A 14,388-nucleotide genomic window follows, 5' to 3' on the forward strand; every position below is an offset into this window, starting at 1 on the left:
GTGGTAGATAATACCTAACCATGGAAAGGAGAGGATTTTTAAACAGATATAGAAATCGGAATTGTTCTCGCCTCAGCCTTCAGCCTTAAACCTTTGTCCTTCAGCCTCTACTTAGATCACTCCATAAACAGCATCTTCTATGAGAGAATTTTTTTCTTAAATGTAGGAAAAATCTACTAGAAGGGGAATGGAATATTATGAAAAATATATTTGCCTTTTCATTATCGTTGATTATTTTATTTAGTTTTGTAGCTCCTTCCTTTGCAAATATAGAAGTTAGCAACGAGACATCGACACAACAAAAAGTAAACGAACATGCCTATTCTTTTAATGAACTAGAAATAATAAGTAATACAATTTTAACGGAGCAAGAGATTGAAAATCTATATAATGAAGTTATGAGTATTAATACACTTAACTCTGGTGGTATAACTGAATATGGACCTATTTCAGGTGGATCAACAAAAACTGAAATAGCTCCTATTTATAGAACCTACAAAAATACCGGTGTAAATGAAGCCAAAAATCTAATTTTTGCATATATGATGAAAAAGATTCCTAAAAAACTGACAGATAGTGTATTCGCTAATTGGCTTTTTGTAAAGTTAAATAGCTGGTCCAAAATTAGTCCAACTTACGTGGGTTCTTGGGTATCAAGTTCATATAGCACTGCAGAAAAGAAAAGAAATTATCATGCGACAGTGGTTCATTATGGCAAAAGTAATTACACATCACCTAAATCAGTTCAATATTTCCAATGCAATTACTGGTTTGGGAAATAATAAATCGAGGAAATGGGGAATATGATGAATTTGAAAATATTATTGAGAATAGGTATCTTTTTATTATTTTCTTTTCTAATGATTTTTGATTATTTCCCTCATCTCGTTCTCAAAGACATTCCTAAAACTGCACTGACAATTGGAATGGTCTCATTAGCGGTTGTCTATATTGTCATTAATCGAAAGACTGAAAAAGATTGTGTAAATTCATTAATTGGAGAAGCAGTATTTATTTTTTATATGTTAATGCTAATAGGAGTATTAACGGTAATGGGCGGAAAATCTAATGTAGGAATCTCTTTGGATAATCCTATGTTATGGTTTGTTTTATTATTGACACTCGTTGATATGACCGTAAGATATAGGAAAATGAATGCTTAGAAAACGCTAAACTTATGAAATTGGGGAAATTCCGGACGAAAAAACAGCCAGTTTCATTTCCCTAGTTTTCCGATGGTTTTTCCGGTTTCTGGTTTATATGTATAGTTTTTAGTGAAGTGATCCATTGTTTCAATGCCGTATTTATTTATTAATACTTTCCTCATTGTCTCTTTTTTTTGAAGCAGTCCCATACTGTTCAATGAAAGCCCCCTTAAAACCTAACTGGATTAATACTCGGGCGTCCTTTCTCTGAATTACATGTCTTTCACTAAATCATAATGAATGAGAAATCAATGGCAGTCTCCATTTTACGAACTTAATGGTTCGCTGGCACCAGCGGGTCTAAAGTAATTATTCCCAGTTGGTCTCGCTGAATAGAATCATGTTTGAAAACAAACTCATCATCTTAAGTTTTAATAGAGATATTTTAAAACAATACAGACTGTAGGCAAAAGGAGTATTATCCAAATTTTTAAAAATAGTTGATTGGAACGGGTTTGTACAAGCAAAAAAAATTGTAGACATATTCGATTTTCATCGAGTTTGTCTACAGTCTGAGGCGTCCATTCATGTTGGATGCTTTTTAATTAGGAAGAGTGTTGATGTTAACAATTATCTAATGATTTGGCGCATATTACAGAAAAATTAGTCCACGAGTCCAGAAAAGTATAAGAGGTAAGAGAAATATGCTGCAGAACTGCACAGTGACGATTAAAAATAATCCAAAATAACTCCGGGTGACAGTTCATGAGTTGTAGTGATTCCAGGAAGTATTAGTAGGAAATCCAAACTAGGTTTTATTCCTGTTTTAGATATATTGAAAACCCTTCGGTTCTTTTTCATGTCCAAGTAAATTCAACAGTTCATCTAGTTCCTGGCTTTTATATAATGTTGTTGGGGCTGTAAAACCATAAATCATTCCTGTAGATATTAACTCTTTCCTCAATATCTCAATTTTTTCATTTAATTCTTCCATACTCTCCAATGCAGAATCCCTCAAGTACTTTCATTTTTTATTATGAAACCATTATTACATAAATTAGGATGATTTTAAATGAAAAGTGAGTGATTACTCATAAAATGTTGGAGCATTCGTTAGTTTGATTCCGGACCTTGCTTTTATTCTACTAATTCGCAGACTTCATTAGACTTACATAAACAGATTATAAGTTTATTAAAGATTTTTCATTGTAAAAATAACCCATGGCAGTTATTTGTAACGATTAAATAAATGATTCATGAAGAAAAAATAGGCAAAAAGACTGTCGTTATATGTGAAAGTTTGTAGGGCTATGTAAATGTATGAGTGAATTAAATCTTCTTTAATGTTTAAAGAGATCCATAAGTCCTGCATGAAAATCCCTAATTGGAAATTTGTTGATTTACATTTATTCATATACCTTTAAAAGGGCCATACTATACTTGAACCAGATTCAAATAATAGGAGGGAAAGATCAATGAATAATGAAAGAGCAATGGATGATTTAATTAAGAATTGGAGCGAATTAGGCAAGAATATGGACCGCCGAAACTTTATCCAGGGAGCAAGTAAGCTTGCCGGACTTTCATTAGGTCTTGCCCTTGCCCAATCAATGGGCGGGATTGAAGTGAATGCTGCCCCGAAATTCAGTGATTATCCATTTACTCTCGGTGTAGCTTCAGGTGATCCGCTTTCTGACAGTGTCGTTTTATGGACAAGGTTGGCACCTGATCCGTTGAATGGCGGAGGAATGCCAAAAGAAGCCATTTCCGTTAAATGGGAAGTGGCAAAGGATGAGAATTTCAGAAAGATTGTCCAGCAAGGCAAGGAAATAGCCAGGCCGGAACTTGGCCACTCCGTTCATGTGGAAGTAAGCGGGTTAAAACCTGATATGGTCTATTTTTACCGTTTTAAAAGCGGAGGGGAAGTAAGTCAGACTGGGAAAACGAAAACACTTCCGCCAATAGGTTCAAGTGTATCGAGCTTGTCATTCGCGTTTGTTTCATGCCAGCAATTTGAGCATGGTTATTATACGGCCTATAAACATTTGGCAAAAGAAGATCTGGATATTGTCTTTCACCTTGGCGATTATATATATGAATATGGACCAAATGAATATGTTTCTTCTTCAGGTAATGTACGTGTACATAGTGGTCCGGAGATCATCACGCTTGAGGATTATCGAAATAGGTACGCACAATACCGCTCTGATACCCATTTAAAAGCGGCACACGCTGCATTCCCATGGGTCGTGACTTGGGATGATCATGAAGTTGAAAACAATTATGCAAATGTCATCCCGGAAAAAGGACAATCGGTAGAAGCATTCATCAAGAGAAGGGCCGCCGCCTATCAAGCTTACTATGAGCATATGCCCCTTCGTAAATCATCTTTGCCTAAGGGAGCGGATATGCGGTTATACAGAAATTTCACATATGGCGACCTGGCCTCTTTCTTTGTATTGGACTCCCGTCAATACCGGGATGATCAGGCAAACGGCGATGGAAGTTCCCCGCAAACGCCAGAGTCACTTGATCCGAAACGGACATTGCTAGGTCCAGAGCAGGAACAGTGGTTAACTGACAATCTATCAAGATCAAATACGAAGTGGAACGTTTTGCCTCAGCAGATTTTCTTTGCACAAAGGAATTATGGAACACCAACCGCTCCCAAATTCAGCATGGATTCCTGGGATGGATACCCGGCTGCACGCGATCGTTTAATTGATGTAATCAAAAGAAACAACCTGGAAAATCTGGTCGTGTTGACGGGTGATGTACATGCAAGCTGGGCAGCCAACTTAAAGGCGGATTTCGATGATCCAAATTCAAAGATATTCGGTGTGGAGTTTGTCGGAACCTCCATCACATCTGGTGGAAATGGAGCGGATAAGCGTGCGGATACGGATAAAATACTAAGTCAGAATCCACATATAAAGTTCTTTAATGATTACCGGGGATATGTCCGATGCAAAGTAACCCCAGAACAATGGAAGGCGGATTACCGAGTGGTCCCATTCGTGACAGAACCAGGTGCGGACATATCGACAAGAGCATCCTTTGTTTTTGATAAGGATCAAACAGGGCTGCGAAAGGTTGCATCAGCAGCGGTTATGGAAGGTGTACAAAAAACGAACGAAGTCGAGGAAGATCGGACACGTGCCCATAATCGCGCACATGAAAAACAAAGAATGAAAAAGCAAGGGAAAATGATTAATTGATAGCGAACGATAATGATGCTTGACAAGAATATAGCGAAGAAAAATGAGGAAATCAGAGGAGTGAATAAGAATGCTTTCAAATATAGGAATACCAGGTTTGGTGATTGTCCTCGTAATTGCACTGATTATTTTTGGACCGTCCAAGCTGCCGGAAATCGGCCGTGCCTTTGGCCGGACATTGTCCGAATTCAAAAGTGCAACAAAAGGATTGGTGAATGATTCAGAAAAAGAGGATGAAAACGAGAATAAAGCCGCATTAAGAGCTGTAAAAAAAGAAGGGTGAAGTAAATGAAATATAGCGGGCGGAAAGACTCGCCTGCTTCTTTTCATGAAAAGAGTTCGAGGGGAAGTGCTATTTGCAATCGTGCAAGAAAATATCTAAAAAGGAGGAGTGAAGGTGGAAAGTAAGGATTTACAAGTTATTGAACATATGGAAGAGCTCCGAAGCAGAATCATTAAAACGCTGATAGGTTTTCTGGCTTTTTTCATAGTGAGTTTCATATTCGTACAGGATATTTATGAACTGCTCATTAAGGATTTGGATGGAAAGCTTGCTGTGCTCGGACCAAGTGAGATCCTATGGGTATACATGATCATCGCTGCGGTTTGTGCAATAGCTGCAACGATTCCGCTAGCAGCCTATCAGTTATGGCGCTTTGTGGCTCCAGCGCTGAAACCGGAAGAGAGAAGAGTTACATTTCGGTTCATACCCGGGCTCTTCATTCTATTCATCACAGGTATCGCATTTGGATATTTTGTGTTGTTTCCAATCGTGCTGGGTTTCCTCACTTCCCTATCGGCCGGGCAGTTCGAGATGATGTTCACAGCGGAAAAGTATTTTCGGTTCATGATTAATTTGATCTTACCTTTCGGGATTTTATTCGAGATGCCGCTTGTGGTCATGTTCCTGACCAGATTAGGCATCATCAATCCAACAGTGTTGAAAAAGTCTCGTAAGATTTCTTATTTCGTCCTGGTTGTCATCTCGGTCCTGATTACGCCTCCAGATATAATTTCGGACATTTTGGTCATCGTCCCTTTGCTTGTGCTTTATGAAGTAAGTGTACAGCTGTCCAATATGGTTTACCGAAAAAGGCTAATGAAAGATGAGACGGCATTACCTGTTACATGAAATGGCTAATCCACAACCTAAGAAACATTTCTTGGGAAATAGTCATTGAACACTAAAAAGTTGAGGGGCATATTCCTCAACTTTTTTATTGCGGAATAATAATTGGTGGGACTAATCAGGAGGGAACATACATTTTTCTGCATACGTAAACAGTTTTCTTAGCCAGTTTTTTTGATATCGGACTAATTCTACTGAAAGGAGAATAAAATGGCCTTCTCCTTATATAACCCTTTGGAAATTTAAATCATTTATTTGAATGTACTCAGGATACTTAAAGGCTTCTGAACAGCGTTAAGTTGTACAGAAAAATAGTGAAAATGAGCATTTTCAATTTTTAAGGGGGATGTTTTATTTTCTTTATAAGAAGGAGAGAGGATTCTGGTTAGCGAATTATTGTAATCTTGAACCCCCAAATGCATACTACGTAAAATCATTCAAAAATATCGAAAGGGAAAAGCTTCGAATAAATTGTTGTAAGAGGTGAATGTGTATCTTATGGTTCAAGTATAAATATATATTTAGGGGGGGAAAGCATTATCAGAATATCGAACGGGATGGTGAGAAGTTTATGAAGGATATAGTGAAAATTATCGCAGGAAACATTTCCATGACCTTTGCCTATGCTTATTTAATCGTTCCCAATGAAATTATCAATGGCGGGGTAACTAGCTCGGCATTATTATTGAATGCATTATCGGGTTATAACATTGCCATGCTAGCCAATTTCGTTACAGGTTTACTGTTAATCATCTGTTTAGTTTTTCTAGGGAAAGAGTACTTTTTTAAGTCGATCGTAAGTTCGCTAAGCTATATGGCCTTTTTTAATCTTTTTTATTCATTGAAGATTGATTTCGATATGAATATCGCGTTAGTGATTATCATTTCGTCGATTTTGATAGCGATAGGATATTATTTATGTATAACAGCAAATGCCTCCACTGTTGGCTTTGACGTGATCGCCTTAATTTTACATCATAAAAATGAAAAAATAGATATTGCAGCGACAATAAGGATTATCAATCTTATCGTACTGATATTAGGCCTTCTTGTTTACGGTTATACATCGATCGTTAAGGGAATTGCGTTTACATTGCTTTTTTCATACCTTCTAAAGAAAATGCTGGATAGAAAGCAGAATACCGTTAAATTTGCAACGGAAAGTGTGTTAGATGAATCCTCCAAGGTGAAAGAAGTAAAATGAAAAGTATTAGAGGTTTGCAGTATTAATGGGAATCTTTTTATTTGAAAATTTTCATTTTGTTATCTAAATATTCTGATTTTTAAATTGACTTTAAAAAAATCAGAGTGTATTATACACATAGTAAGTGGTCCTAACATCATGACGTAGTGATGTTATATCTCTTTCGATTGTCAAAATAGCCTTAAGGAAGGGGGAATAATGATATAGAATCTTAAGTTCATAGCGTCATCTCCTGTGTTGTTTTTAAAATGCCAAGTTTCCAAGTTCCCACTATCTTTGTGAAAGTGTAAAGGACAGGCAGTTGAAAAAGCCTTGTTATTACATGCAAGTAGCGATTATTTTAGTTGATTCCACAAAATATTGAAAGTTGGTGGAGGGTATGAAACATCAACAGGAAGAACTGAAACCAGGCCTGAAACAAAGACATTTAACAATGATATCCTTAAGTGGTGTCATAGGCGCTGGTTTATTCGTAGGAAGCGGTATCATTATCGGTCAAACGGGCCCCGGGGCGATATTATCATATGTTTTGGCAGGCTTGATCGTTGTTCTAGTCATGAGGATGCTTGGGGAAATGGCCACAGTGAATCCCAATACTGGATCTTTTGCCGTTTATGCAAGAGAGGGGATTGGTGAATGGGCCGGTTTTACAACAGGTTGGTTATATTGGTTCTTTTGGGTTATCGTCATTGCTTTGGAAGCAACAGCGGGGGCTGCAATCATACACAGCTGGCTTCCTTCCGTTCCCGTCTGGGTCATAAGTCTATCTTTGATTATCTTATTGAAACTGACGAATATTTTTTCAGTAAAATCGTTTGGTGAGTTCGAATACTGGTTTTCAATCATTAAAATAATCAGTATCATCCTATTTTTGTGCCTGGGTGTGGCAGTGATATTAGGGTTAATCCCAACGATAAAACCACCTGGTGCTTCCAATCTTCTGAATTTTGGCGGTTTTATTCCGAACGGGTTAAGTTCTGTACTAGTTGGCGTCGCAATTGTTTTTCATGCATTTGTTGGAGTGGAGATTCCAGCGATTGCCGCGGGTGAGACGAGTGATCCGGTTAAGTCGGTTAGAAGTGCATTGAATAGTGTGGTATGGCGAATCCTGATTTTCTATATAGGGTCCATAGCTATTCTAGTGACGCTATTACCTTGGAATTCGGCTTCTTTGCTGAAAAGTCCATTTGTTGCCGTACTTGAAATGATGGGAATCCCTTCTGCTGCCCTGATCATGAATATAGTGATTCTCATTGCACTGCTTTCCTGTTTGAATTCGGGGTTATATACGAGTTCACGCATGTTATTTTCACTTGCACAAAAGGGTGATGCTCCAAAGTTATTTTCAAAAGTGAGCAAGAACGGTGTCCCTATATTTGCTGTAATCGGCTCTACATTATTTTCCTTTATCAGCACCATTTTCAGTTATGTCTCACCTGATAAAATCTTTTTCTTTTTAGTGAATTCCTCGGGTGGAGTCGGAATTCTGGTTTATCTGGCCATTGCGGTTTCCCATCTCAGATTAAGGAAGAGAATGGAGAAAGAAAATCCCGGAATTTTCAAGATCAAAATGTGGTTATTCCCTTATTTGACTTATGTAACCATACTTTCCATGGTTTCCGTTTTGATATTAATGGCATTTATCGATTCGCAACGTCCACAGTTTATCTTTACCATGCTATTTAGCTTGATCGTTATCTGTTCATTCTTTTTCCTTCGGCGAAAAAAGGCGAAGTATATGGAGAATGAATTAAATATTGTTTCTGGTTCCCCTAATTCTGAAAAATTATAGCTTTTACTCTATACCATTTTAAGGAAATGCTTCGTTTACTTCTATGGAACTCCTCAGACAAAATTCTTCAATCACTAAACAGCTAGAATATGACTCCCATAGAAAAAGAGAGTTGTGCCAACAGGTGCTTGGCGCCATCTGTCTTTTAAATCATGAAGGAGGGATTATGTTGAATGGTTTCCGTGTAATGACTAGTGGGGTTATCCTTGGGGCCATGTTGCTGTCAGGCTGCAACAATTCAAGTGAACCGGACGAGGCTCAACAAGAAAAAAGTCCAGTCTTGAATGAAAATCCGGATGCAAATACGGGTGAAACCCAAAATGCAGAGGTTATTAAAAAAGGTGTCGGCGATGTGATTCAATCCATAAAAGGATTGGAATCAGAAATAAGTACGGAGGCGGATTCAGGGAAAATTCAAGAAATGGGAAAAGAGATCAGTTCTACATGGGATTCGATAGAAAAGCAAGTGGAAGATGAATACCCCGATTGGTATGAACGGATTGAGAAAAACCTTTACCCATTAATTGGGGAGTCCGGGAATGCGGATAAGGACCTTGAAAAAATGAAACGTCTCTCTGAGGCTACTAAAGAAGATTTACAGTTATTTTTGGAAAAAGTGAAATGAATTCTCTTTATACCCAGGTCATCACCAGTGGGGTATTTACGGGTTTAGCAAGTTTGGTGATTTTAAAGGAGGTAAGGATAAGGAGGGGAACATAGGTTGGAAAGTGCGAAAGAATGCAAAGTGGTTCAGGCAGTGATCTTTGATTGGGCAGGAACGACGGTGGATTATGGTTGTTTTGCGCCGGTCCAAGCATTTGTCGAGATATTCAGGATAAGGGGAATAGATATTACGATTAAGGAAGCAAGGGAACCTATGGGTTTATTGAAAATGGATCATATTATGGAACTCCTGAAAATGAAACGAATCTCCAATTTATGGATTGCTAAATTTGGGAAAGAACCGGACGAAAGAGATCTAAAATCATTGTATAGGGACTTTGAGGATTTGCTTTTTAAGGTTCTCAAGGAAAACGCCAAGCCAATACCAGGCGTAATTGAATTAATCAGCCGTTTAAGGCAGCAAGGAATAAAAATCGGTTCGACGACAGGGTATACTCGGGAAATGATTGATGTTGTTAAACAAGAGGCGGAAAAATGGGGCTATCAACCAGATTCCATTGTTGCGTCTAACGAGGTGCCTGCGGGAAGGCCTGCTCCTTGGATGTGCTTTAAGACGGCGATGAATCTCGAAGTGTATCCACTCAGCAAAATCGTTAAAGTCGGCGATACGATCAGTGATATCAAAGAAGGCATCTCTGCGGGAATGTGGACTGTTGCCGTATTGAAAAGCGGCAGTGAAATCGGCCTTTCAGAAGCGGAAATCAACGAAATGGACCCATATGAACGGCAAAAACGGATGAAACATGCAGAAAATCGTTTTTGGAATGCAGGAGCTGATTTCGTAATTGATGAAATAGGTGATTTATTGGAAATCATCGATCGGATCAACTACAGATTGACAGAAAAAAAGGATATATTTATTGGTTAAGGAAGATTCAAATACATGAGTTAATGACTATGATGATTAAAGTTTTTAAATAAATTCAAAATATTCAATTTATTTATTGACTGTTTCATCCAATGGTAGTAATATACATCTTATAACTGGTACGGACGTCGCAACGTCATTATCAGAAATAACTATAATTAAGGAGAATGTGCTATGGTCGAAACAAAAATGTTAAGAGGAACGAAAGTTAAAATGACACCAAGTGAAGCCATCGTTGAGACATTAGTGGCCGAGGGAGTTAAACATATCTCGGGAATTCTGGGATCTGCTTTCATGGATATGCTTGATTTATTGCCAACTGCAGGCATCCGTTTCATTGGTGTCCGCCATGAACAAAGTGCAGCACATATGGAAGATGCCTATTGCCGTGTCTCTGGTGTGGCAGGAGTTGTCATCGGGCAAAACGGACCTGGAATGACGAATATGGTCACCTCTGTTGCAGCGGCCAATCAAGCTCATACTCCAATGGTGGTCATATCACCTTCTGCTGGTACACCAACGGTTGGATGGGATGGATTCCAAGAATGTGATCAGGTTTCCATCTTCAAGGCCATCACTAAGGAAACGGTTAGAGTGACACACCCAGGCCGGGTCGCTGATTGCCTTAGGACAGCATTTCGGATTGCCTATGCCGAAAGGGGACCGGTTTTATTCGATATCCCCCGTGATTACTTCTATGGTGAAGTGGAAGATCAAATACTTCAACCACACCAATATCGCGTAGATGAAAGGGGCTGCGGATCTTCTGCATCTTTGGATAGAGCGGCAGAAATTTTAGCTCAGGCTGAGTATCCTGTCATTATTTCCGGTAGGGGAACGGTTGATTCAGATGGCATCGAGGAAATTAAGAATATTGCAGAATATTTAACAGCTCCGGTGGCTGTCTCCTATATGCATAATGATGCATTTCCTGCAGATCATCCATTGTCAGTCGGCCCAATCGGTTACATGGGATCAAAGGCAGCCATGAATACACTAAAGAAAGCGGATGTCATATTGGCAGTCGGTACAAGATTATCGGTTTTTGGAACGTTACCATGCTATGACATCGATTATTTCCCTAAAGATGCACAAATCATCCAAATAGATATTAATCCAAGGCAAATAGCGAGGACACACCCTGTGGAAGTTGGGATCATCGGAGATGCCCGTGAAGCGAGCCATGAAATCCTGAAACGGTTGAAGGCCAGTAATCCTAACCTAAAGCAAGAAAAAAAGCGGATGGTCGAAGTTACGAATGAAAAACAAAAATGGGAAGAAGAATTGGTGAAACTTGCGATGATCGATGGAACCCCGATCAATCCGCGTCGAGCCCTTTTGGAATTGACTAAAGTATTGCCTGAAAATGCTATCGTTACAACAGATATCGGTAATGTATCGTCAACTGCAAACGCTTACTTAAAATTCAATCAGAGCCGAAGGCATATCGCTGCGCTTACATTCGGGAACACGGGATTTGCTTACCCATCTGCACTTGGTGCCAAGTTAGCTGAACCGAACACGCCTGTTTTAGCCATTGTTGGAGATGGCGCGTGGGGCATGAGCTTACATGAAGTAAGTACGGCCGTTGAAGAAAACATACCGGTCATAGCATGTGTGTTCAATAATAATGCATGGTGTGCAGAGAAAAAGAATCAGGTTGATTTCTATAATAATCGTTTTGTAGGGGCGGATATCCAAAATCCTGATTTCGCGGAAGTTGCCCGATCAATGGGTGCTGTTGGTTTTAGAGTGGAAAAACCTGAGGAGTTAGGCGCAGTCATTGAAGAAGCAATAAAATCAAATAAACCGACGGTCATTGATATACAAGTGGATGGAACACAATTAGCTCCACCATTTAGAAAAGATGCACTAAAGATGCCTACTAGATTATTAGAAAAATATTCTCATTTAGATCATAAAAACTGGGATAAATAATGGTGTGAGGTGATATGACAGGTGCGATGACTTGATGAAATTTTGGTCATCGCACCATCACCAATTCGCTCTAAAAAGGTCTGTAACAGCATGGGAACTTAACTTAATTGTGTTCAATGAATAATAAGGGGGTTTCAATTGTGAAGATGGAAACTGAAACGAAAGACCTTGTTCAAATGGATAAAGACCATTTATGGCATGCGATGCATCGCTATAATGAGAAGGATGCTCCCATGATGGCTACAGAAGGATCCGGCTCATGGTTCACGGATACTAAAGGTGATAAATATCTAGATGGGGTTTCCGGTTTATGGTGCTTGAACCTGGGTCACGGGCGAAAAGAGATTGCGCAGGCAGCCTATGAACAAATGATTAACTTATCTTATTTCCCTTTGACGTTAAGTCATAAGCCGGCAATCGAATTATCTGCAAAAATAAGTGAACATTTAAAGGGCTCCTATACAACGTTTTTTACGAACAGCGGCTCTGAGGCGAATGAGACAGCTTTTAAAATAGCCAGGCAATATCATTCCCAAAATGGCAATCAGGGTAAATACAAATTCATCTCTAGGTACAGAGCTTATCATGGCAATACTTTTGGCGCACTAAGCGCAACTGCACAGGCAAATCGGAGAGTGAAATATGATCCTGCGGTTCCAGGTTTCCTGCATGTGCCACCGCCGTACAGTTATCGGAGTCTGTTTGGGGAAAACGTTGAAAATTCCGATTTGCTTGCAGCTGAATATATCGATCAGGTCATTAACTTTGAAGGGGCTGAAACGGTAGCTGGTGTGATTCTTGAACCATTCATCTCTGGTGGAGGGGTCCTTATTCCTTCCAAAGAATACTTAACGAGGGTTTCGGAAATCTGTAAGAAGCATGATGTTCTTTTAATTGTGGATGAAGTGGTTTCAGGTTTTGGAAGAACCGGAAAGATGTTTGGGTTCATGCACTCCGATGGAGTTCAGCCGGATATTGTTACAATGGCAAAGGGTTTGACCAGCGGTTATCTTCCCCTTGGAGCAACGGCGGTGAATTCCAGGATTTACGAGAAATTCAAAGAGAACGGAAATTTAAATCATTTCAGGCATGTGTCAACATATGGAGGCCACCCTGCATCTTGCGCAGTTGCGCTAAAGAACATTGAAATCTTGGAAAATGAAAAAATCGTTCAACGTGTATCTGAGCTTAGTGAATCGACACTAAGTGAGCTCTTTGAACTGAAAGCCTTGGATAAAGTAGGGGAAGTTCGGGGAGTTGGGTTTTTATATGGCATTGAATTAGTGGAAGATAAAAAGACAAAAACGCCTGTTTCCGATGCGTTCATGGGTAAAATAATCGGGGCTTGCAAGGAAAAGGGTCTTATCATCGGCCGTAATGGTGATACAGTTCCTGGATATGGAAACGTATTGATCATTGCACCGCCTTTATCTTCGACCGTTGAAGATCTACGCTTTGTCATAGAAACGGTTAAATCCGTTTTATATGAATTATGCTAATAAAAATGGATGATTGAGCTTTAGGGACTATATATAGACGAAAAGTGAAGATGGGCATGACATGTCTAACCGTTATGACATCCATGTCCATTTTTTCATGGTGGGTCTAACAGGGGGAAAACTGGAGAATCCGAAGTAGGAGGAAATATGCAATCACAACATAGGTTATTGGTGGTTCTTGCACATCCCGATGATGAGTCATTCCTGTGTGGAGGCACCATTGCCAAAATGTCTGAGCGAGGTGTTCATATTACATTACTTTGTGCGACAAAAGGCGAAATGGGCAGGCGCATGGGAAATCCCATCATTACAACAAGGGAGGCATTGCCTGAACTAAGGGTAGAGGAGTTAAAAAGAGCTTGTGAAGAATTGGGGATAAGCGACCTGCGATTTTTAAACGTAAGGGATAAAACGATTGAATTTGAAAGCTTCGATTTATTGGCTGAGAGAATCGTAAAGTTGATTCGTGAAGTTCAACCGGATGCACTAGTAACATTCCACGGGAAATATGGGGGGCATCCAGATCATTGTGCGATAGGCCGTGCTGCCGAATTTGCTTTTCTAAAATCCGGTGATCCCGATTATTATCCAGATTCAGTATTTCCAGCTTTTAAGGTTCATAGTCTATACTTTGTCCTTTGGCATGCTTTTTATGATGAATGGATAAAGGAAAACGGGATGAACAGTATCACAAGAGTGAATATAGCAGGGACTTTACAGAAAAAGATCCGTGCCTTAAGGTCCCATCGTTCCCAGACCCTGACCGTTCCTGAATTGTGGGGGAATCAAAATCCAAGCTTGCCTTTTTTAAAGAAATCCGAGTGTTTTATAAAAGGGAATTCACCTACCAATATAGAAGAAACCGATTTTTTTCAAACGATTGAAAGGTTGGAATGATTCGTAATCTGGGC

14 protein-coding genes are annotated in these 14,388 nt (G+C 39.3%); 12 read left to right on the top strand and 2 right to left on the bottom strand.

The genetic code is table 11. The features are described 5' to 3' along the window. The first annotated feature begins 197 nt into the window (after positions 1–197). Both ACFRAK_RS23375 and ACFRAK_RS23380 read left to right on the top strand, forming a co-directional pair. Positions 198–782 carry a hypothetical protein gene (locus ACFRAK_RS23375; RefSeq protein ID WP_394572583.1) on the top strand — a complete coding sequence of 195 codons (585 nt, stop codon included), beginning with the start codon at positions 198–200 and terminating at the stop codon, positions 780–782. A gap of 21 nt (positions 783–803) precedes the next feature. Beyond that, positions 804–1,163 (top strand): hypothetical protein, encoded by a 360-nt coding sequence (locus tag ACFRAK_RS23380; protein ID WP_387595608.1) that lies wholly within the window; start codon positions 804–806, stop codon positions 1,161–1,163. A gap of 53 nt (positions 1,164–1,216) precedes the next feature. On the opposite strand, the gene ACFRAK_RS23385 is transcribed toward ACFRAK_RS23380, so the two are convergent. Continuing rightward, positions 1,217–1,363 (bottom strand): hypothetical protein, encoded by a 147-nt coding sequence (locus tag ACFRAK_RS23385; RefSeq protein ID WP_394572584.1) that lies wholly within the window; start codon positions 1,361–1,363, stop codon positions 1,217–1,219. Positions 1,364–1,971: 608 nt separating this feature from the next. Continuing rightward, positions 1,972–2,139 carry a Spo0E family sporulation regulatory protein-aspartic acid phosphatase gene (locus ACFRAK_RS23390; RefSeq protein ID WP_387595611.1) on the bottom strand — a complete coding sequence of 56 codons (168 nt, stop codon included), beginning with the start codon at positions 2,137–2,139 and terminating at the stop codon, positions 1,972–1,974. Between the two features lie 481 nt (positions 2,140–2,620). Between ACFRAK_RS23390 and ACFRAK_RS23395 the strand changes: the two genes are divergently transcribed. The 10 genes from ACFRAK_RS23395 (at position 2,621) to ACFRAK_RS23440 (ending at position 14,374) form a co-directional block, all read left to right on the top strand. Then, positions 2,621–4,363 (top strand): alkaline phosphatase D family protein, encoded by a 1,743-nt coding sequence (locus ACFRAK_RS23395; protein WP_394572585.1) that lies wholly within the window; start codon positions 2,621–2,623, stop codon positions 4,361–4,363. Positions 4,364–4,433: 70 nt separating this feature from the next. Beyond that, a complete protein-coding gene (locus tag ACFRAK_RS23400; protein ID WP_063233420.1) occupies positions 4,434–4,646 on the top strand; it encodes a twin-arginine translocase TatA/TatE family subunit in 213 nt (70 codons plus the stop codon). A gap of 147 nt (positions 4,647–4,793) precedes the next feature. Next, positions 4,794–5,495 carry a twin-arginine translocase subunit TatC gene (tatC, locus tag ACFRAK_RS23405; protein WP_394572610.1) on the top strand — a complete coding sequence of 234 codons (702 nt, stop codon included), beginning with the start codon at positions 4,794–4,796 and terminating at the stop codon, positions 5,493–5,495. A 568-nt stretch (positions 5,496–6,063) separates the two neighbouring features. Then, positions 6,064–6,696: a YitT family protein gene (locus ACFRAK_RS23410; RefSeq protein ID WP_394572586.1), complete on the top strand. Its 633-nt coding sequence runs from the start codon at positions 6,064–6,066 to the stop codon at positions 6,694–6,696. A gap of 379 nt (positions 6,697–7,075) precedes the next feature. Then, positions 7,076–8,488, top strand: a complete 1,413-nt coding sequence (locus ACFRAK_RS23415) for an amino acid permease (protein WP_394572588.1) — start codon at positions 7,076–7,078, stop codon at positions 8,486–8,488. Between the two features lie 166 nt (positions 8,489–8,654). Next, a complete protein-coding gene (locus ACFRAK_RS23420; protein ID WP_260287988.1) occupies positions 8,655–9,113 on the top strand; it encodes a hypothetical protein in 459 nt (152 codons plus the stop codon). Between the two features lie 96 nt (positions 9,114–9,209). Next, entirely contained in the window at positions 9,210–10,040 is an 831-nt protein-coding gene (phnX, locus tag ACFRAK_RS23425; RefSeq protein WP_394572589.1) for a phosphonoacetaldehyde hydrolase, read from the top strand. Positions 10,041–10,214: 174 nt separating this feature from the next. Beyond that, entirely contained in the window at positions 10,215–11,978 is a 1,764-nt protein-coding gene (gene xsc, locus ACFRAK_RS23430; RefSeq protein WP_394572591.1) for a sulfoacetaldehyde acetyltransferase, read from the top strand. A gap of 146 nt (positions 11,979–12,124) precedes the next feature. Beyond that, complete coding sequence (locus ACFRAK_RS23435) at positions 12,125–13,477, top strand: aminotransferase (RefSeq protein ID WP_394572611.1); 1,353 nt, start codon at positions 12,125–12,127, stop codon at positions 13,475–13,477. Positions 13,478–13,624: 147 nt separating this feature from the next. Then, a complete protein-coding gene (locus ACFRAK_RS23440; protein WP_394572592.1) occupies positions 13,625–14,374 on the top strand; it encodes a PIG-L family deacetylase in 750 nt (249 codons plus the stop codon). Positions 14,375–14,388: the final 14 nt, after the last annotated feature.

The organism is Peribacillus sp. NPDC056705, assembly GCF_043656335.1.

Bases quoted from the DNA above. Each gene is read 5' to 3' on its own strand.
- ACFRAK_RS23375 (WP_394572583.1), top strand. From the start codon at position 198: ATGAAAAATATATTTGCCTTTTCATTATCGTTGATTATTTTATTTAGT.
- ACFRAK_RS23380 (WP_387595608.1), top strand. From the start codon at position 804: ATGATGAATTTGAAAATATTATTGAGAATAGGTATCTTTTTATTATTT.
- ACFRAK_RS23390 (WP_387595611.1), bottom strand. From the start codon at position 2,139: ATGGAAGAATTAAATGAAAAAATTGAGATATTGAGGAAAGAGTTAATA.
- ACFRAK_RS23395 (WP_394572585.1), top strand. From the start codon at position 2,621: ATGAATAATGAAAGAGCAATGGATGATTTAATTAAGAATTGGAGCGAA.
- ACFRAK_RS23400 (WP_063233420.1), top strand. From the start codon at position 4,434: ATGCTTTCAAATATAGGAATACCAGGTTTGGTGATTGTCCTCGTAATT.
- tatC (WP_394572610.1), top strand. From the start codon at position 4,794: ATGGAAGAGCTCCGAAGCAGAATCATTAAAACGCTGATAGGTTTTCTG.
- ACFRAK_RS23410 (WP_394572586.1), top strand. From the start codon at position 6,064: ATGAAGGATATAGTGAAAATTATCGCAGGAAACATTTCCATGACCTTT.
- ACFRAK_RS23415 (WP_394572588.1), top strand. From the start codon at position 7,076: ATGAAACATCAACAGGAAGAACTGAAACCAGGCCTGAAACAAAGACAT.
- ACFRAK_RS23420 (WP_260287988.1), top strand. From the start codon at position 8,655: ATGTTGAATGGTTTCCGTGTAATGACTAGTGGGGTTATCCTTGGGGCC.
- xsc (WP_394572591.1), top strand. From the start codon at position 10,215: ATGGTCGAAACAAAAATGTTAAGAGGAACGAAAGTTAAAATGACACCA.
- ACFRAK_RS23435 (WP_394572611.1), top strand. From the start codon at position 12,125: ATGGAAACTGAAACGAAAGACCTTGTTCAAATGGATAAAGACCATTTA.
- ACFRAK_RS23440 (WP_394572592.1), top strand. From the start codon at position 13,625: ATGCAATCACAACATAGGTTATTGGTGGTTCTTGCACATCCCGATGAT.